Source organism: Peribacillus sp. NPDC097197 (assembly GCF_050278025.1).
GTDB lineage: Bacteria > Bacillota > Bacilli > Bacillales > DSM-1321 > Peribacillus.
Window position 1 is genome coordinate 16,588 of the sequence record NZ_JBNNST010000004.1, and the last position, 18,608, is coordinate 35,195.

An 18,608-nucleotide genomic window follows, 5' to 3' on the forward strand; every position below is an offset into this window, starting at 1 on the left:
TAGTTGTAATAATCGGAAACCCTTCATAAAAAGGGTCCCGATCATTTCATTGGATTAAGAAAGGATTATTTTGTTCACAGCCCCAAAGCTGGAAACTAAATCACTAATTTCTTTCATAAGGGATAAACGATTATTACGTACGGCTTCATCTTCCGCCATGACCATTGTATGCTCGAAATAAGCCTCTATTTCGCTTTGAAGCGATATAAGCTGTTCGAAATGCTCCATCTCATCATTCGTTTCGGCATAGGCTGAAGCAACCGTTCCAAATTTCTCATACAACGCTTTTTCTTCTACATTTTCAAAAGCAGCCGGGTTCACTGTCACCTTATTATCGCATTTCCCAGCGATATTCATGACACGGCTTAACGCCTCAAGACTTTCTTTAAAGCCGGCTTCCTCTTTCTTTGCTTCTAATACCTGAGAGCGTTCAACAACAGAATGGATATAACCAATTTCATTAACCAAAACAGCATCGATTAAATCATAGCGAATGTGTAGTTCCTGAAGCAAATGCTTCACACGGGCTTTAAAGAATGTATGCATATCCGCTTTTACATCATCCATATCACGTTTCAAGAGGCCTTTTGCTTCAAGTCCTTTAAGACCCAAAGTGATAAGTTCCTCCAGTGTGATATCCCACTTTTTCTCCGCTAGAATTTGAACGACTCCACTTGCTTGTCTTCTTAAAGCATATGGATCCTGAGAACCGGTAGGGATCACTCCGATGGCGAAGAATGATGCCAGTGTATCAATTTTTTCCGCTACGCTCACAAGTGCCCCGATTAAGGATGGAGGTACATCGTCATCTGCATGTCGTGGCATATAATGTTCATTGATCGCTGTCGCCACTTCTTTCGCTTCACCTTTTAGAAGGGCATACTTTTCACCCATGTACCCTTGTAATTCAGGGAACTCATAAACCATATGACTCACTAAATCAAACTTGGCTATTTTTGCAGCACGTAGCGCCAATTCTTTATCCACTTTCAGTTTCAAGGCATCCACCAATGCTCCGGTTACCTCTGTTACACGTTCAGTTTTCTCGGCTAGAGTACCGATTTCTTCATGGTAAACGATGCTATCCAGCTTTTTCAAAGCATCAGCAATCTCTTTTTTCTGATCTTCTTTGTAGAAGAAAGCTGCATCCGATAAACGGGCACGCAATACTTTTTCGTTCCCTTTCGATACCATATCCAGGTGACGGTCATCCCCATTTCGAACAGTCACGAAGAAAGGAAGCAACTCTCCATCTTGATCTTTTACAGGGAAATACCGTTGATGTTCCTTCATCGATGTAATCAGCACCTGAGAAGGCAATTCAAGGAATTCTTCTTCAAAACGGCCAAATAACACCGTTGGATATTCAACCAAGTTATTTACCTCTTCCAGAAGATTTTCATCGACCGGGATGATCCAGCCATTCTCCTGTTCCAGGTTTTTGATTTGATCTAAGATCACGGTACGGCGTTTGTCTGGATTGACCATGACAAATTGTTCGTTAAGTGACTTTTCATACTGGTCAGGAGTTTCGATAACTGTACTTTCACCTAAAAAGCGATGACCTTTCGTTTCTCGGCCTGTTTCTACTTCAGCTATGGTAAAAGGTACTACTTCTTTACCGAACAAAGCAATTAACCATTTAATCGGACGGACGAAGCGAAGGTCCTGGTTGGCCCAACGCATATTTTTCGGGAAGGTCATGCCAGTTATGATCTCTTGTAGCTCCGCCAATAACTGAGCTGTCGGTTGCCCCTTGATGAATTTATTCACATGGACATATTCCACACCTTTAAGTTCTTTGAAATAAATATCCTCAGCCGTCATGCCTTGTCCTCTTACAAAACCTAACGCTGCTTTAGACCAGTTACCTTCGGCGTCCAAAGCGATCTTCTTAGCCGGTCCTTTTGCTTCTTCTTCAATGTCCTTTTGTGATTCCGCAACATCTTTTACCAATATCGCCAAACGTCTTGGTGTTGAAAATGCTTCGACTTCACCAAATTCAATCGCTTTTTGTGTCAACCACTTTTGTACTTTGTCGGATAACTGTTTCATAGAAGCTGTAACAAATCGAGCCGGTAGCTCCTCCAACCCAATTTCCAATAACAAATCACGCTTGCTCATTTGTTTTCTCCCCTTTCACTTTCAGGATTGGGAAGCCTAATTTTTCCCGCTCTTCATAAAAAGTTTTGGCAACCTTACGCGCTAAATTACGACAACGGGCAATATAACCCGTTCTTTCCGTTACTGAAATGGCACCTCTGGCATCCAGCAGATTGAACGTATGGGAACACTTCAATACATAGTCATAAGCAGGATGCACAAGACCTTCCTCCATTTGACGATGCGCTTCCTTTTCATACATCGTGAAAAGCTCGAACAGCATATCAAGGTTGGATGTCTCGAATGTATATTTCGAATGCTCGTATTCCGGTTGACCAAAGATGTCACGAACAGTAAATCCATCCGTCCATTCAAGTTCAAAGACATTTTCTTTGTCTTGGATGTAAGAAGCCAAACGTTCAATTCCGTATGTAATTTCGACGGAGACTGGTTTACACTCTAGTCCACCAACTTGTTGGAAATAGGTGAATTGGGTAATCTCCATTCCATCCAACCATACTTCCCATCCTAGACCCGCACAGCCAAGGGATGGATTTTCCCAGTTATCCTCAACAAAGCGAATGTCGTGCTCCAATGGATTGATGCCTAGCTTCCGTAATGACTCCAAATAAAGTTCTTGAATATTATCCGGAGAAGGCTTCATGATCACTTGAAATTGATGATGTTGATAAAGACGGTTAGGATTCTCTCCATACCGGCCGTCTGCAGGACGTCTTGAAGGCTCCACGTAAGCAACACTCCAGGGTTCTGGCCCAATTGCTCTAAGGAAGGTATAAGGACTCATCGTCCCGGCACCTTTTTCGACATCATAAGCATTCATTAAGATACAGCCTTGCTCAGACCAATGCTTTTGCAAAGTTAAAATCATATTTTGAATATTCATCGTACACCTCCAGATTATTTAAAGCGGCTTACTAAATTTCAGATTCAGGGGCGGGAAGCATCTTTTGCCTAGGATTCCTCAAGGCAAACAAAAAACTCCCGTCCCTATGCGTAATGCATAGGGACGAGAGTTTACCCGCGGTTCCACCCTAATTGCCGTTATGAAACGGCCTCTTTTCAAACCTAATCATGCTCCGGAACGCCCTTCCCTGTGTCTTCATATCCCGGCTTGCACCATCCCGGGTTCGCTTTTATGAATTAAAACAGGTACTCTCTTCCATCGACGCATTCTTCTTATTTTGATGATTAAAATTTTATACAAACAAAACCAGAATGTCAATAGTTCGAACCTAAAACATATCTTTCATCGAATCAATCTGTTTGAGAAACTTTTTGGACTTCAGATGTAATCCTGAATATTCCTCATAATAGGCATCAATGATTTTTGACAATTCCCTTTTAGTTTCCGGTTTAACAGATATGTTACCAAGCCTGGATAAATCAAAATAATAAAAGATCCTCAGAAGTTTCACCGCAGAAGGAGAAATTTTATAATGATAAGGGTCCTTGTCCAAACATCGGTGACAAATAAACCCGGCTTCCCTTAGGGAGAAAGCAAATTCCCCTTCGGTCTCCCCACAAACGGCACATTGGTTCAAAACCGGGTTGATTCCATTTACAGGAAGCATTTTCATTTCAAAAATGAATTTCAAAACCTCAGTGTCGTATTCTTCATTTATGTAATGTAAAGTTTGTGAAAGCAATTCAAACAGATATGGATTTGGTTTTTTATCGTCCACACTCTTATCGAGCAATTCGACGATATAGGAAGCATAGGCAGTGGCGAAAAGATCCTCCCTGATAAAACGAAGCGAGTCAACCATTTCCCCCTGCTGAAGGCTTCCAAGTCCACTAGATGTCGAAACAAGGAAATACCCGGAGCAAAAAAGCTGGGTCACGGCGGCAAGCCTGCTATTTGGCTTGCTCGCACCTCTAGCCATGACCCCTATTTTCCCTAGCTCTCGGGTATAAATCGTTATAATTTTATTGTTTTCTCCATATGCCGTCCTTCTAATGACAATGCCTTCACATTTCTGAAGCATAAAAGACACCACCCATACTCGCCTTAGCTAATCCTTAAGAAACAGGAAAATCAATATCAGCTAGCTCTTCATTCGATACTAATGGTCTTTCCTGCCTTTCGACTTCTATCTCCTTATAAAGTAAATAGGTGTCCACATTACCTGTCTCACTAAATAACTCCCAGGTAAAATCCAACATATAAAGCCCACCCTTCATTATGACTAGCAATATCAGATAAATATCCGTCCTTAATGATTAGCTTGACCGTTTTTCACACTTTCATGAAGCGTAAAATTTGTTAATTAATATTCTTTCTCATCAAATCCAAAATCACGTAGCTGACTAGCTTTATTACGCCAATCTTTCTGGACCTTGACCCATAGCTCAAGGAAAACCTTAGAGCCCAATAGGTTCTCAATGTCTACTCTCGCGCGACTACCGACTTCTTTCAGCATTTTCCCTTGCTTACCGATGACAATTCCTTTTTGGGAATCTCTCTCGACAATGATGGTCGCCATAACATTGATCGTGTCACTGTTATCCATTTTTTTGATCGAGTCAATCACAACAGCCACGGAATGTGGAATCTCTTCACGAGTCAAGTGCAGAACCTTTTCGCGGACCAATTCAGAAATGATGAAACGCTCCGGATGATCCGTTACTTGATCGGCTGGGTAAAACTGTGGCCCTTCAGGAAGATGTTCCTTGATTTGGGCAAGCAATGTATCGACATTATTACCTTCAAGAGCTGAAATAGGCACCACCGCTGCAAAAGGATACAGTTTTTGGTACTTTTCAATGATGGGCAGAAGGTCATCAGGATGCATCGTATCAATTTTATTGACTACAAGGAAAACGGGTGTATTAACCGATTGTAGCTTTTCAATGATGAACTCATCTCCACGACCGTAGCCTTCTTCAGCATTAATCATGAATAGAATCAGGTCGACCTCTTTCAAGGTATTCGTCGCAACCTTCATCATAAAGTCCCCAAGCTTATGCTTAGGTTTATGAATGCCCGGTGTATCAATGAAGATCATTTGTGAATCATTTTGTGTAAGTACACCTTGAACTTTATTTCTTGTCGTTTGAGGCTTGTCGCTCATGATTGCGATTTTTTGACCAATTACACGGTTCAAAAACGTGCTCTTGCCGACATTAGGACGGCCGATGATGGATATAAATCCTGATTTATATCCTTTTACCTGTGTATCGCTAACTAATTTATTCATTTAAATCCTCCGGTGAAAAAGCTCCTGGAAGCAATTCCTGTACTGTTAATTCTTTAGTATCACCATTCAAGTTGGTTAAAACAACCATCATATCCGGTTCACATAGTTCTGAAATGACTTGTCTGCAGGCTCCGCAAGGGGATACCGGTCGGTCCGTGTCCGCTACTACCGCAAGTTTGCTAAACTTCTTGTCATTATGTGCATATGCACTGAATAATGCCGTTCTTTCCGCGCAGTTACACATGCTGTAAGCTGCATTTTCAATATTACAGCCATGATATACCTTACCATCGGCAGTCAATAAAGCAGCTCCCACTTTAAACTTTGAATAAGGGACATAAGCCTTTTCCCTAGCTTTTTTAGCTTCTTCAATCAATTCATTCGTATTCATTATACAATTCCCCCTCTACATTGGATGAATAAAAGAACCTACATACCCAACTTTGGTAAAAAAATAATCAATCCAACTATTATAGAAAATATAGCATATATGAATACAGCCCCGGCTGCAATATCTTTTGCCTGCTTGGCAAGAGGATGGATTTGGTCTGTCACTAAATCAACAACCCGTTCAATGGCCGAATTCACTAGTTCTAATGCAATCGTACCAGCAATTGCCGTCAAAATAAACAACCATTCCATTCCGTTCAATGAAAAATACCAACCAAAGAACACGACGGCTGCCATCACCACGAAATGGATCTGTATGTTTCGCTCGGTCCGTACCGCTTCCAAAATCCCTTGACAAGCAAATGAAAAGCTTTTTACGAGTGGATACCTTGGCTTACCCTTCTCTCGAGAGCCCATATTCCCCCAATATCTCCTTTTGTCTAGAAAACATCACTTTTTCATCTTCTTCAGTCATATGGTCATAGCCTAGCAAATGAAGAAAACCATGTAGGGCTAAAAAGCCAAGTTCACGGTCAAAAGAGTGTCCATACTCCTCGGCCTGCTCTTTTGTGCGTTCAATTGAAATGATGATATCACCAAGCATGCGAGGCATTTCCGCCCCGATAATCTCGACTTCTTCCTCCCCCATCTCTTCCAGTGCAAAAGAAATGACATCGGTAGCCGAATCCTTATTACGGTATTCTTTATTAATCTCCTGAATCCTTTTGTTGTCGACAAAAGTGACGGATAGTTCCGTACCTTCTTCGATCTTCTCTTTATTGGCGGCAAATTGCAAAATGCTTTCAACAAGCTGCTGCCCTTTTTCCGTCACTTCGTTCGTTTCATCGATTAAATCCATTGTTAAAATCATTTTTTCACCTTCTGTCCTAATTTATCCATGTCAGGATACTCGATCCTTGAGTGGAAGATACCATTCAGCGATTCACAAAGCGAATGCTTTACGATACTTAATTCTCTCATAGTAATGTCACATTCATCAAATTGACCGTCTTGAATCCGGTCACTGATTATGAAACTTACCAGTTCTTCGATCTTCTCGGGTGTAGGATGCTTCATCGACCTGACTGCAGCCTCAACACTATCTGCAATTCCAATGACGGCCACTTCCTTCATTTTCGCCATGGGCCCTGGATACCGGTAGTCGACTTCGCGTGTCGCTTCATCTTCCTTACATGCCTTATGATAGAAAAATTTCAATAAAGTCGTCCCATGATGTTGTTCCGCTATATCCACAATTTCCTTCGGGAACTTATGGTTGCGAAGCATCTCTCCGCCATCAACGGCATGGGCAATGATAATGTCCTTGCTCGTTACCGGTTGTAGCCTATCATGCGGATTTTCCTCATTTAACTGGTTCTCGATGAAAAAGTGCGGCCGCTTTGTCTTGCCTATATCGTGGTAATAAGATCCGACTCTTGCAAGTAACCCATTCGAGCCAATTGCTTCACATGCAGATTCCGCTAAATTGGCAACCATTACGCTATGGTGGTAGGTACCAGGTGCCTCAATCAAGATTTTTCGCAATAAAGGGTGATTGGGATTGGAAAGCTCGATCAACTTCATTGAAGATAAAATCCCGAATCCCGCCTCGAAAAATGGAAGCAGCCCCATCGTCAATACAGCAGAACCAAGCCCAGATCCTATAGCCGCTCCCGCATAATATAGATACTCCACTTTTGTGTAATGGCCATCCATAATGAAAATGAGCGAATAGACGAAAGCGATATTGATCACTGACATCATGAGACCCGCTACCAGTACTCTTGATTTGAAGTTGGAACGCGATAATATTATGATGGCCATCAATCCGCTAAAAATGATATAAAGCCCCATAGAGAAGTCAAGATTTCCTGGCGTATCGCCATTAAATATTATCGTACCATAAGATCCTAATAAAATTGTCATGGCAACAGCCAATTTATCATTTAATAATATCTTAATAAGCATCGCTGCCATGGCAGCAGGGAAAATATATTCCAAATTCGAATCTTTCAGTTCAGCGAATATGCTGACTGTTTTCATCGTTGCCATTGCAAAAATAAAAACAAGGCTGAAAACCAACAACTGATTGTACTTATTATCCCGTTTCGTTATGGAATAGTAAAAAAAGTAATAAAAAGCCGTAAAAGTTAAAAAGATATAAAGTAGGAGACCCACATATGGAAAGATTGTGGACTCAGTACTTAAAAACCCAGCCAATTCAAGCTGCCTGTACACGTCCCGATCCACTAATTGATTTTCTTCGACGATAATCTGCCCCTGTAGAATCCTGACTGGTTCCACACTTTCCACTGCTTTTCGGCGTTGTTCCTCCGTTTTATCTTTATCAAAAAAAACATTTTGAATAATCGCCGAACGGGCAAGTGATATGGAGACCTTCTTCATATCACTATTTATACTCATGTAGCTCAGTTCATCTACCACTTTTTTCTTTGCATTTTCAACATCGCTGGCCGAAATCCGCTCACTCATCACATTATTCACAGCGGTTATCGTGGAGTCCCTCGCTATCTCCAGTTCATCTTCATCCGCCTGAATCAATGCCATGAAAACAGATTCTTCTATATCTTTATTGACCTCATCCGTCAATTTTTCTTTCAAGATGGAAACCTTTTGGCCATCCGTCTTTTTAATTCCTTTTTTACCGCCTTTATTAGGATCTGTTTCTTTGTTCACTTCAATCGCAGAATCAAAAATTGAAGAGATCAAATCGACTTTATTTTTGGCATATTCCTTTTTTAATGTATAAACATCCGCCACCTGTTTTGAAATTTCTTCTTTTTCTTTCGTAGTCTTATATGTATCTTCTATAGTCTTGGTGGATCGTATCGTTTGTTCCGCTGGCTTAAAAAGCTCCACTTGGATCTTTTCAGGCTTAACGTTGGATAGCATTAACCCATATGCAAACAAACCAAGTACGACGAACAAGAGTACTTGAAAAAAGCGATGGACCAGCAGGCCTTTTATTTTGGTGAAAAATTTTTGGATACGGTTCAAAGAAGGTCCTCCTAAAAAAAGATGGTTAATATGCTAGATATGTAAAATGATAACAGTTTTCCCTCTACTTTTCATCATGTTATGATAAAACCCTTGCTTTTCACCACAATTTCACATTCCATTCATGATGGGCAAGCGAATCACCATGAAAAAATCCGCCATTTCATTGGCGGATTCCCTCTATTCTTTTGCCTGTTCATATGCGCTGATAATTTTGGCGACGAGCGGATGCCTGACTACATCACTCTGTTCAAAATACACAAATGAAAGGCCTTTGACATTCTTGAGAATCTCCTCAACCCGAATCAAACCTGACTTCATCCCTTTTGGAAGGTCGATTTGGGTACGATCTCCCGTAATGACCATTTTCGATCCAAAACCGAGCCTCGTTAAAAACATCTTCATTTGGGCTTCGGTAGTATTCTGTGCCTCATCCAAGATTACAAAGGCATCCTCGAGCGTACGTCCCCTCATATAGGCCAAGGGAGCGATTTCAATCGTCCCGCGTTCAATCATCCTTTGGGTCTGTTCCATCCCCAGTAGGTCATGAAGAGCGTCATATAACGGACGTAGGTACGGGTCTACCTTTTCTTTTAAGTCCCCAGGAAGGAATCCCAAACTTTCGCCAGCTTCAACGGCAGGTCTCGTCAAGATAATTCGTTTAACCTGTCCGTTTTTCAAGGCATTGATTGCCATCACTACAGCTAGATAGGTCTTCCCGGTCCCAGCAGGACCAATCCCGAATACTAAATCGAGCTTCTTTATGGCCTGAATATAATATCGCTGGCCAATTGTTTTGACCTTAATCGATTTACCTTTAGCCGTTTTAGCAATTTCTTCTTCATATAATTCTCCGAAATATTCCAATGTTCCCTTGCGAGCCAATTCTATAGCATACATTACATCCCTAGAACTTATCGTAATCCCTTTTCTGATCACAGATAACAGCGCCTTCAGGATATCCTGTCCCATCGTCACCCGCTCTAATTCACCGGCAACGCTTATACCTTCCCCGCGGGTGATGACCGAAATGCCCAGCTCGTCTTCAAGCACTTTTACATTAGAATCTCCATTGCCCAATAAAGCGACCGCTTCATTAGGTGATTCAATTTCCAACTTAATAACCTTCACTTCATCTGCCATTCGCTAGTCTCCTTGAATGATTGGTTGTCCTACAGCAATATCTTCAATAACTTGGTAATGTATAGATAATTTCACTTTACCATTCTCCATGCTTTCGTGCAAAACTTTTTCCCCTATAATTTGGTCTTCTTCTTCAAGAAGCTTCCGTAAGTCGGCCTGGGCCATCTTCTTCCCTTCCTTAATCGCTTCTTCCTTCGTATAACTCCGGACGATATCGTCTTTACTCCTTAATGTCTCGACTTTATAGGAAATGGGCAGTTCCCATTGCAGAAAATGAAACGGCCGATCAGTCGATTCTTTTTCCTGCTTTTTATAGCCCGGATCCTTAAACCCCCATATAGGTATAGATAAGCTGCTCACTTTTATATAATGCTTACTGGTTTCATTACCATTGTAGACGGAAAAATTGGTTTTCAGAGGGACTTCCACATTCGCCTTGTACCAAGTTTGCCCCATTACTTTCCCCTGCGCCGAAACAATTTCTGGTTTATCTTCCTTCCCAATCAACCCTGACACAAGAAGTTGTCCTTTACTTACATAATCATGCACATTGACTTTAGGTTGGCCTTTTTCAATGAACATATTGGTGATGACCGCCTTTTTTGAAGCAACCAAATTTTGTGAGGAGGTTTTCTCTATTTCCTTCGGCTGCCGTTTTTCCACCACCTGGAAATGGTAGGTTGTCCCCTTAAGCTCCACACCAACCCAGGTTAGGGCACCGATGCGATCAGAGAGCTTTCGCTGTATCGTATCCACATCGTCCACTAGAAATTGCACCTTTCCAATTTTCACGCCCATTTTGTCCAATTCTTTACGGATGGCATGTTCGGTTTCCGGTTTTGCCCCTTTAACTTCTATCCCCCACACCATATTGGAAAGTACAAAAATGCAAATAAGGAAGGCAATCAAACCCGCCAAGAATCCACTATTTTTCATCACCCGCTTCATGAGAAACGGAAACCCCCTGCCTTGGAGGAATTTCACTTTACAGTCGCTTTTTCGCAGGACCTGACGCAATTTTGAAATTTCCCTGAAATCCATATGGAAAATCAGGGATTCACTTCCTACACGCTTCACATCCCAGATATGAAGCCCTCTCCTTGTCAACATATTGATTAGCCTTTCGGTTCCTCTTCCATATGCCTTCACTTTTACATAGCCTGTATAATAGTTTGTCCATTGGTTTTTCATGGAAACCTCCCGGGATCATTCATTGATAAAATATACTTTGTCAATTTTGCCCTCTAACATGATTTCCTCCGGCAAGATGGTCTTGATGACAAAGCCAGTTCCCTTTATTAGCAGCTGGCCATTTTTAAGCATTAACCTCACTTCACTGTCAGTAAAGGCCAACAAGCCACGATGATTTTCAATATATATATGTAATTGTCCGATCATGGTAATTCGCGGCAGGTCCATCATGACATCTTGCGGAAGGTCCATTGTTTTGGTCATAAGCTGTTTCACTTTTTTTCCCCAATTGCGAGCCATAAAAAAGAACCCCCTTTCATCTCAATGTATGAAATGAAAGAGGGTTCTAGCACAAAATTATAAAGGTTCAATTTCTATTTTTTCATGTTGAACGAATGAACGCGGGATACAAGTTCTTCCGAATTATCTCCTTGACCTTTGCAAGCTACGCTTAGCCCTTGGAGGTCCGAGCACCTCAGACATAATGATTCCATCAATCAACTGTTTCTTAGTGAAGGAAGGACCTTTATGATAGACGGGACTGCTATCGTCAGAAATGGCTGTAGTAATTCGATCTGCCTTTTCTTTTTGTTCCACACGCTCTTGCTCATATTTCTGCTGCAGCCTTCTTAGTTCAGCAATCCTTTTTTCAGCCTGTGCTTTCGTTTCATCCACAGGCCCAGCAGAGTGTACGACACGCTTCTCTGCTTTTTGGGCAGATGCCGGAACAGGGGTTTGCCGTTGTTCCTTTTGTGGCATCTCGCCTTGAAGCTCCTGCATGATTTCCTGCCATTTCTTTTTCGGCGGGTTGTTTGGATTGTTTTGTTGCGGCTGTTTTTTCCTGCCGAACATGGATGTTGCAACAGCTATCAAGATAATCAGAAGGAATGGATTACTGAGAAAGAATTGAATGAGATCTCCCATTTAAAGGCCTCCCTTCTGGGAATTAATTGTTATCCTTGTCCTTTGGGTTATCCGATATCTTACTGATGGAATCCCGCATATCCGTATCCGCCGTGATATTTTGGATATTCATGTAGTCCATTACCCCTAGATTTCCGCTCTTCAGCGCTTCAGCCATAGCCAATGGCACTTCTGCCTCGGATTCTACAACCTTCGCTCTCATTTCTTGGACACGGGCTACCATTTCCTGTTCCAAGGCAACAGCCATCGCGCGACGTTCTTCCGCTTTTGCTTGGGCGATTTTCTTATCCGCTTCAGCCTGGTCAGTCTGTAGGATAGCCCCGATATTCTTCCCGATATCCACATCAGCGATATCAATCGATAGAATTTCAAATGCTGTACCTGAATCGAGACCTTTCGATAAAACGGTTCTAGAAATTAAATCCGGGTTTTCAAGGACATCCGTATGCCTTTTAGAAGCCCCGATTGTCGAAACAATCCCTTCACCTACACGCGCGATGATCGTTTCTTCCCCAGCACCACCGACTAATCGTTCGATATTGGCACGAACGGTGATTCTTGCCTTTGCTTGCACTTCAATCCCATTCATCGCTACACCGGAGATGAATGGCGTTTCGATCACTTTAGGGTTAACGCTCATTTGAACCGCTTCCAGTACATCACGTCCTGCAAGATCGATGGCTGCCCCTCTTTCAAATGGCAATGCGATATTCGCACGTTCTGCTGCAATCAGTGCATTGACGACACGGTCAACATTCCCTCCTGCAAGGTAATGGCTCTCCAATTGATTCGTCGATACATTGATTCCCGCTTTGTGGGCTTTAATGAGCGGGTTAACTACCCTGCTTGGTATAACACGACGAAGCCTCATTCCCACTAATGTAAAGATACTGATTTTGACTCCAGCCGCTAAAGCTGAGATCCATAACATAACTGGTACAAATGTGAAAAATACCGATAAGATGATGATGGCCGCAATTACAGCCAACACGATAAATATTGTTCCTGAAGTTATCACCTAAACATTCACCCTTCCTATTTTCATTGATTTGATTCCGGAATTTGCCGAACGACTACTCTCGACCCTTCAGCTTTCACGACTTTGATGGATGTCCCTTTGGAAATAAAGCTTCCTTCTGTCACAACATCGACCCGTTCATCATTAATTAAAGCCGTTCCAGATGGCCTTAAATCTGTCATTGCCTTACCTTCAACACCTAATAATTCCAAGCGATTCGGAGAACTGACATACCCTTGCTCTGTTTTTGTTGCATCGGTTAATATCATTTTTCTAAAAAAGTTCATTTTTTTACCAAGCACCTTTACAAATAGGATAGAAACCAAAATGGATGCGGTAATCGCAATTAACAAAGAAATGGTCATATGGACCGGATCTTCTGAAGCGAGAAATAAACTGCCTATAATTGCACTAAAGCCAAGCACCCCGATAATTCCTCCAGGGAGGAAAAACTCCAAGAGCACAAGGATGACTCCTAAGATGAATAGCGCTAACGACTCATAGCCCGTGATGCCTGCGACCAAATGTCCATAAAAGAACAATACGAGGCCAGTGATTCCAATAAAACCAGGAATGCCAAAACCAGGCGAAAACAACTCTACCACAATCCCGATGCCTGCTATCGTCAATAAGATGGGAATCACAAAAGGATTGGTCAAAAAGCGAGCTAACTTTTCTGGAAAGCTTTCCTCTATGGTTCGAATATCCGCATCTTCCACCCCGAGTATACTATATAACTCAGCTTTCCCCGAAACGGTCCCTTCACTGTAGCCGGCCTTTTTTGCCTGATCAGCAGTGAATGTCAGTAATTTTCCTTTTTCGGCTCCGTATTTTGGAAGGTCGATATCCTCATCAGCCATCGCTTGTGCATAAATGGGATCGCGTCCATTCTGTTCGGCTGCCGTTTTCATTGCAGCCAACCAATAAGATTCCGCTTTTTTTCCCGCTGCATTTCCCGAAGAGTCAATCACCGCAGCTGAACCCATTGTAGCACTGGGGACCATATAAATTTCATCGGCACTGAGCGAAATATAGGCACCCGCAGATAAAGCACGATTATTGACGTAAGCCACTGTTTTTACTGAGGAATTAGACAGTAACTTGGCTATCTCCCCTGCCGCATCTACGGCACCACCTGGGGTATTCACCTCGAAAATTACAAGATCTGCGTTATTCACTTCTGCAATCGATAGTGCCCGTTGCAAAAAGGCGGCCAAACCCTTTTCCACCGTTTCTTGAATGGGAACCTGGTAAACAATCTTCTCCTTTGCAGAAGCACCCGGCACCAAGAAAGACACTATAAGCAGCAATCCGAATAAGAGAACAGATAGACCACGCCATATTTTCAATGGAACGCCTCCTTTCCCGTATTAAGCGCCTGTAAGCCGGCCTTTCCATTACCTAAAAGGCATATTTCACCCTTGCTAATCGAATCCACTTATTATCGTCACTTACTTAGTTAATACGTATGTATATGAAAAAGGTTTCATTTAAAAAGCAATTAATTTATATAAAACCAATCGGCTGCCCTTTCACTAGTTACTATACGTCTAAAAGAGGCGAAATAATCACGTAAACACACAAAAACCACAGGCTAATGCCTGCGGTTAGGTTTCGAGTTTAAGATAGATGTTGTTGTACTAACTTGTTTACTAGAGAACCATCTGCTTTACCTTTAACTTTAGGCATTAAAGCTCCCATAACTCTCCCCATATCTGCTTTGGATGTTGCATTGACTTCCTCAATTGTTGATTTAACAATTTCAGAAATCTCTTCTTCTGATAGTTGCTCAGGCATATATGCCTCTACGTATCCCAATTCGGTGCGGACTTTATCCACGAGATCGGAACGACCTGCGTTTTCAAACTCCTGGAGGGAGTCTTTGCGTTGTTTTAATTCGCGAGAGAGCACTGTCAATTCTTCATCATCTGTTAAATCTTGTCTCTGTTTTAGGGCTTCGTTTTGAAGCGAAGCTTTCAACATACGAATAACAGATAGTTTGTCCTTTTCCTTGTTCTTCATCGCTTGTTTCATATCATTATTTAAACGCTCGAGAAGACTCATCTTTCCACCCTCTCTTAGAATTTACGTTTTCTTGCAGCTTCAGACTTTTTCTTACGTTTTACGCTTGGCTTTTCATAAAATTCACGCTTCCTAGCTTCCTGAAGCGATCCTGCTTTAGATACAGTACGTTTGAAACGACGAAGAGCATCTTCAAGCGATTCGTTTTTACGAACGACGGTTTTAGACATCTCTTTCCCTCCCTCCGAAAACAACACACTAACTCAAGTTGTCAACATGTTATACATGTACTAAACAATTATAATATATCATCTTTGACAGGTCAACCAATAAAACGAAACTTATTTGAAATATTATCATGTTGTTACCATATTTTTTTCTAATTGCAACTTTGAAGCTTTTTATAGCATGTCTCTCCCCTATGGGCCATAGACTGTTCAAGAGGTGTTGGTCATGTACGAGTTACTTTTATTCCTTTTATTCATCACTTTATTTTTAGCGGGTATGGCCGTTTTACGCATCGGCTTATTCAACCTGTCCGGCGCTAAATTAAAATCCTTTCTTTCTAAGGTGACCGATAAACCATGGAAAGGTTTTTTTGCAGGTACGATTTTCACAGGCATCCTTCAAAGCAGCTCGGCGGTCATGGTCATGACTGTGGGTCTCGTTTCCGCCGGCAGTTTATCCTTTCCACAGACGATTGGCATCATTTTAGGAACGAATATCGGTTCGACCTTTACAGCTGAATTCATGACCTTTTCATTGGACCGTTGGATCATTCCAGGAGTCTTATGCGGTGCCGCTCTTTGCTTTATGCCCAAAATCGCATTAAAAAGCGCCGGAATGTCCCTTATAGGCATCTCTGCCATTTTCGCGGCGATGAGCGGTTTTAAGATGCTCTCCAAGCCCATCGCTGCCTATCCATCGGTTCAGCATGTACTCAGTGGCATAGAAAGCCATCTTAGTTATGCTTTGTTGGCAGGTATCCTGTTAACGGCGCTGATTCACTCTAGCTCCGCGACCATCGGAATCGCCATGAGTTTTTTAATGAGTGGGGAGCTATCCGTCTCTTCTTCCATCATCATGATGCTCGGTTCTAATATCGGTACGTGTATCACAGGCTATATGGCTAGCATCGGTTCAGGTAGACAAGCTGCCTTTACAGCATATGCACATATATGGCTGAATGTGATTGGTGTGGCTGCCTTCCTTCCTCTTGTGGACGTTCTAGAACGAACGGCTGCCTTTTTCACTGAAAATAAAGCGACCCAGCTTGCACATGCTAGTGTCATTTTTAATATTACGACTTCTTTGATCGTTTTACCTTTCGCAAGCCAATTTTCCAACTTCATTTTAATGCTGCATCGTCCTCAAAAAAAATAAGCCGCATTCCTAAGAATGCGGCCATGAAAATTAATAATCAGAATCAGCTGTTAAGCCTTTTACAATGGATACACCAGCACTTGCACCAATTCTAGATGCTCCTGCTTCAATGATTTTCTCAGCATCGCTCGTGTTACGAACCCCACCTGAAGCTTTAACGCCGATATTCGGTCCAACCGTTTTTCTCATAAGCGCTACATCTTCAACCGTAGCACCACCTGTTGAGAATCCTGTTGAAGTTTTAACAAAATCCGTTCCCGCTTTAACAGCTATTTCGCAAGCACGCACTTTTTCTTCCTCTGACAATAATGATGTTTCAATAATGACCTTTGAAAGGGCCTTACCAGTCGCTGCAGCGACAACGGCACGAATGTCCCGCTCAACCAATTCATCATCCTTGTCCTTCAAAGCACCGATGTTGACTACCATATCAACTTCATGCGCACCGTTGCTGATGGCATCTTTTGTTTCGAAGGCTTTAGTTTCAGGAGTGGACGCTCCTAGAGGGAAACCTATTACCGTACAAACCTTTACCTCTGAACCTTCCAATAACTCACTAGCATACTTCACCCAAGTTGGGTTCACGCATACTGATGCGAATTTATATTCTCTTGCTTCTTCACATAAAACTTTTATTTGTTCTTTCGTTGCATCCGCTTTTAATAAAGTGTGATCGATTAAACCTGCTACATTTTGTGTCATTTAGTAATCCTCCTTAATATTCATAAAAAAACTAGTTGTCCGTACCTCTCATGATACCATAATAATTTCAAAATGACGATATATATAAACTATACCCTTATGTTCCGTTATCACTCTAAAAAGAAGAAAAAAAAGACAGCGATAAATCGCCGTCTTAAAGATTAGCTGCTTGTTGTAATGGAAGATCTTTCACAATAGTAACAAACTGTCCTTCACTATGTGGATAGCCGGATTGTGTAATTTTCACTTTTACGATTTCTCCAACCATTTCTTCAGTAGCAGGGAAAATAACCTTCATATAATTATCGGAGTACCCCTCATAAAGCCCATTTTCCAATGGTGTTTCAGGAATCACTTCCAGTACTTCTCCTTCGAATTGAGAAGCATACTCTTTTGCCAGCTGATCGGACAAAGAGATCAGGCGATGAACACGTTCGTTTTTCACATCTTCATCCACTTGATCATCCATGCGTGCCGCTGGGGTCCCTGTACGTTTCGAGTATGGGAATACATGTAATTCAGAGAACTTATATTTCTTGATGAAATTATATGTCTCCATGAATTCCTCTTCGGTTTCTCCAGGGAAACCTACAATGACATCAGAAGTAACGGCAAGGCCGGGAAGTGCCACTTTTAATTTTTCGATACGGTCCCCGAAGAAATCCATCGTATATTTACGTCTCATCCGTTTTAACACAGTATCTGATCCTGATTGAATCGGAATATGCAAATGGCGAACCACTTTTTTGGACTTCGTAAGCACTTCAATGATTTCATCCGTTATTTGACTCGCTTCAATGGAAGATATGCGGATCCGTTTAAGTCCCTCGACCTTTTCCAAATCACGCAAGAGCATCGCCAAATTATAATCCTTCAAGTCGTCACCATAACCACCTGTATGAATGCCAGTCAACACAAGTTCCTTATACCCTGCTTCGACAAGCTGTTCAGCTTGATGGACGACTTCCTTTGGATCACGGGAACGCATTAAACCACGTGCCCATGGAATGATGCAGAACGTGCAGAAGTTGTTACAACCTTCCTGGATCTTTAAAGAAGCTCGGGTTCTGTCCGTAAAAGCTGGTACATCCAATTCTTCGTATACACGGTTTTTCATAATGTTTCCTACTGCATTAATCGGTTCGCGTTCCACCTTGAATTGTTCGATGTATGCTAACAGTTTTCCCCTGTCCTGTGTGCCCACCACGATATCGACGCCCGGGATTGCCATGATTTCAGCAGGCGACGTCTGTGCGTAACATCCTGTTACTGCAATGACGGCATTCGGGTTTTTACGGATAGCACGACGGATGACCTGGCGGCTTTTCTTATCGCCCGTATTCGTTACGGTACACGTATTGATGACATACACATCCGATGTGTTTTCGAATTCAACACGGTCATATCCTTCTGTCTTAAATAATTGCCAAATAGCTTCTGTTTCATAATGGTTTACTTTACAGCCTAATGTATGGAAAGCGACCGTTGCCATTTTT

At 42.0% G+C, this 18,608-nt stretch carries 20 protein-coding genes and 1 other annotated feature; of the genes, 1 reads left to right on the top strand and 19 read right to left on the bottom strand.

Annotated features, from left to right (window positions below; translation table 11 throughout):
* Window positions 1–54: 54 nt before the first annotated feature.
* The 17 genes from glyS to rpsU all read right to left on the bottom strand — a co-directional run bounded on the left by glyS (window position 55) and on the right by rpsU (window position 15,257).
* Window positions 55–2,124, bottom strand: a complete 2,070-nt coding sequence (gene glyS, locus ACQKL6_RS06715; RefSeq protein ID WP_402986293.1) for a glycine--tRNA ligase subunit beta — start codon at window positions 2,122–2,124, stop codon at window positions 55–57.
* Window positions 2,111–3,007, bottom strand: a complete 897-nt coding sequence (gene glyQ, locus ACQKL6_RS06720) for a glycine--tRNA ligase subunit alpha (protein WP_402869572.1) — start codon at window positions 3,005–3,007, stop codon at window positions 2,111–2,113. Before glyQ ends, glyS begins: the two co-directional genes overlap by 14 nt.
* 116 nt (window positions 3,008–3,123) lie before the next feature.
* Window positions 3,124–3,299: a binding site (T-box leader), on the bottom strand.
* Window positions 3,300–3,356: 57 nt separating this feature from the next.
* Complete coding sequence (gene recO / locus ACQKL6_RS06725) at window positions 3,357–4,109, bottom strand: DNA repair protein RecO (protein ID WP_402958417.1); 753 nt, start codon at window positions 4,107–4,109, stop codon at window positions 3,357–3,359.
* Between the two features lie 34 nt (window positions 4,110–4,143).
* Window positions 4,144–4,287, bottom strand: a complete 144-nt coding sequence (locus ACQKL6_RS06730; protein ID WP_402869576.1) for a YqzL family protein — start codon at window positions 4,285–4,287, stop codon at window positions 4,144–4,146.
* A 104-nt stretch (window positions 4,288–4,391) separates the two neighbouring features.
* Window positions 4,392–5,321 (bottom strand): GTPase Era, encoded by a 930-nt coding sequence (era, locus tag ACQKL6_RS06735; RefSeq protein WP_402869578.1) that lies wholly within the window; start codon window positions 5,319–5,321, stop codon window positions 4,392–4,394.
* Complete coding sequence (locus ACQKL6_RS06740) at window positions 5,314–5,712, bottom strand: cytidine deaminase (RefSeq protein ID WP_402869580.1); 399 nt, start codon at window positions 5,710–5,712, stop codon at window positions 5,314–5,316. Before ACQKL6_RS06740 ends, era begins: the two co-directional genes overlap by 8 nt.
* A gap of 38 nt (window positions 5,713–5,750) precedes the next feature.
* Window positions 5,751–6,128: a diacylglycerol kinase family protein gene (locus ACQKL6_RS06745; RefSeq protein WP_402958411.1), complete on the bottom strand. Its 378-nt coding sequence runs from the start codon at window positions 6,126–6,128 to the stop codon at window positions 5,751–5,753.
* Entirely contained in the window at window positions 6,106–6,582 is a 477-nt protein-coding gene (gene ybeY, locus ACQKL6_RS06750) for an rRNA maturation RNase YbeY (RefSeq protein ID WP_402986295.1), read from the bottom strand. Before ybeY ends, ACQKL6_RS06745 begins: the two co-directional genes overlap by 23 nt.
* Window positions 6,579–8,729: an HD family phosphohydrolase gene (locus ACQKL6_RS06755; protein WP_402986297.1), complete on the bottom strand. Its 2,151-nt coding sequence runs from the start codon at window positions 8,727–8,729 to the stop codon at window positions 6,579–6,581. The genes ybeY and ACQKL6_RS06755 overlap by 4 nt, the downstream gene beginning before the upstream one ends.
* A gap of 180 nt (window positions 8,730–8,909) precedes the next feature.
* The gene (locus tag ACQKL6_RS06760) at window positions 8,910–9,872 is read right to left on the bottom strand and encodes a PhoH family protein (protein ID WP_402869587.1); all 963 of its coding nucleotides are present in this window, start codon (window positions 9,870–9,872) and stop codon (window positions 8,910–8,912) included.
* 3 nt (window positions 9,873–9,875) lie between these two features.
* Window positions 9,876–11,063 (bottom strand): sporulation protein YqfD, encoded by a 1,188-nt coding sequence (yqfD, locus tag ACQKL6_RS06765; RefSeq protein ID WP_402958405.1) that lies wholly within the window; start codon window positions 11,061–11,063, stop codon window positions 9,876–9,878.
* A gap of 15 nt (window positions 11,064–11,078) precedes the next feature.
* Entirely contained in the window at window positions 11,079–11,363 is a 285-nt protein-coding gene (gene yqfC, locus ACQKL6_RS06770; protein WP_402869591.1) for a sporulation protein YqfC, read from the bottom strand.
* Between the two features lie 123 nt (window positions 11,364–11,486).
* Window positions 11,487–11,987 (bottom strand): hypothetical protein, encoded by a 501-nt coding sequence (locus ACQKL6_RS06775; RefSeq protein ID WP_402986299.1) that lies wholly within the window; start codon window positions 11,985–11,987, stop codon window positions 11,487–11,489.
* A gap of 22 nt (window positions 11,988–12,009) precedes the next feature.
* Window positions 12,010–12,987 (bottom strand): flotillin-like protein FloA, encoded by a 978-nt coding sequence (gene floA / locus ACQKL6_RS06780; protein ID WP_402869894.1) that lies wholly within the window; start codon window positions 12,985–12,987, stop codon window positions 12,010–12,012.
* A 41-nt stretch (window positions 12,988–13,028) separates the two neighbouring features.
* Window positions 13,029–14,354, bottom strand: coding sequence for an NfeD family protein (locus ACQKL6_RS06785; RefSeq protein WP_402986301.1), 1,326 nt, complete (start codon window positions 14,352–14,354; stop codon window positions 13,029–13,031).
* Between the two features lie 271 nt (window positions 14,355–14,625).
* Complete coding sequence (locus ACQKL6_RS06790) at window positions 14,626–15,069, bottom strand: GatB/YqeY domain-containing protein (RefSeq protein ID WP_402869597.1); 444 nt, start codon at window positions 15,067–15,069, stop codon at window positions 14,626–14,628.
* A 14-nt stretch (window positions 15,070–15,083) separates the two neighbouring features.
* The gene (rpsU, locus tag ACQKL6_RS06795; RefSeq protein ID WP_028391853.1) at window positions 15,084–15,257 is read right to left on the bottom strand and encodes a 30S ribosomal protein S21; all 174 of its coding nucleotides are present in this window, start codon (window positions 15,255–15,257) and stop codon (window positions 15,084–15,086) included.
* A gap of 223 nt (window positions 15,258–15,480) precedes the next feature.
* Between rpsU and ACQKL6_RS06800 the strand changes: the two genes are divergently transcribed.
* A complete protein-coding gene (locus tag ACQKL6_RS06800; RefSeq protein ID WP_402958399.1) occupies window positions 15,481–16,410 on the top strand; it encodes a Na/Pi symporter in 930 nt (309 codons plus the stop codon).
* 30 nt (window positions 16,411–16,440) lie between these two features.
* On the opposite strand, the gene deoC is transcribed toward ACQKL6_RS06800, so the two are convergent.
* Window positions 16,441–17,112: a deoxyribose-phosphate aldolase gene (gene deoC / locus ACQKL6_RS06805; RefSeq protein ID WP_402986302.1), complete on the bottom strand. Its 672-nt coding sequence runs from the start codon at window positions 17,110–17,112 to the stop codon at window positions 16,441–16,443.
* A 154-nt stretch (window positions 17,113–17,266) separates the two neighbouring features.
* Window positions 17,267–18,604 (bottom strand): tRNA (N(6)-L-threonylcarbamoyladenosine(37)-C(2))-methylthiotransferase MtaB, encoded by a 1,338-nt coding sequence (gene mtaB / locus ACQKL6_RS06810; protein ID WP_402869602.1) that lies wholly within the window; start codon window positions 18,602–18,604, stop codon window positions 17,267–17,269.
* Window positions 18,605–18,608: the final 4 nt, after the last annotated feature.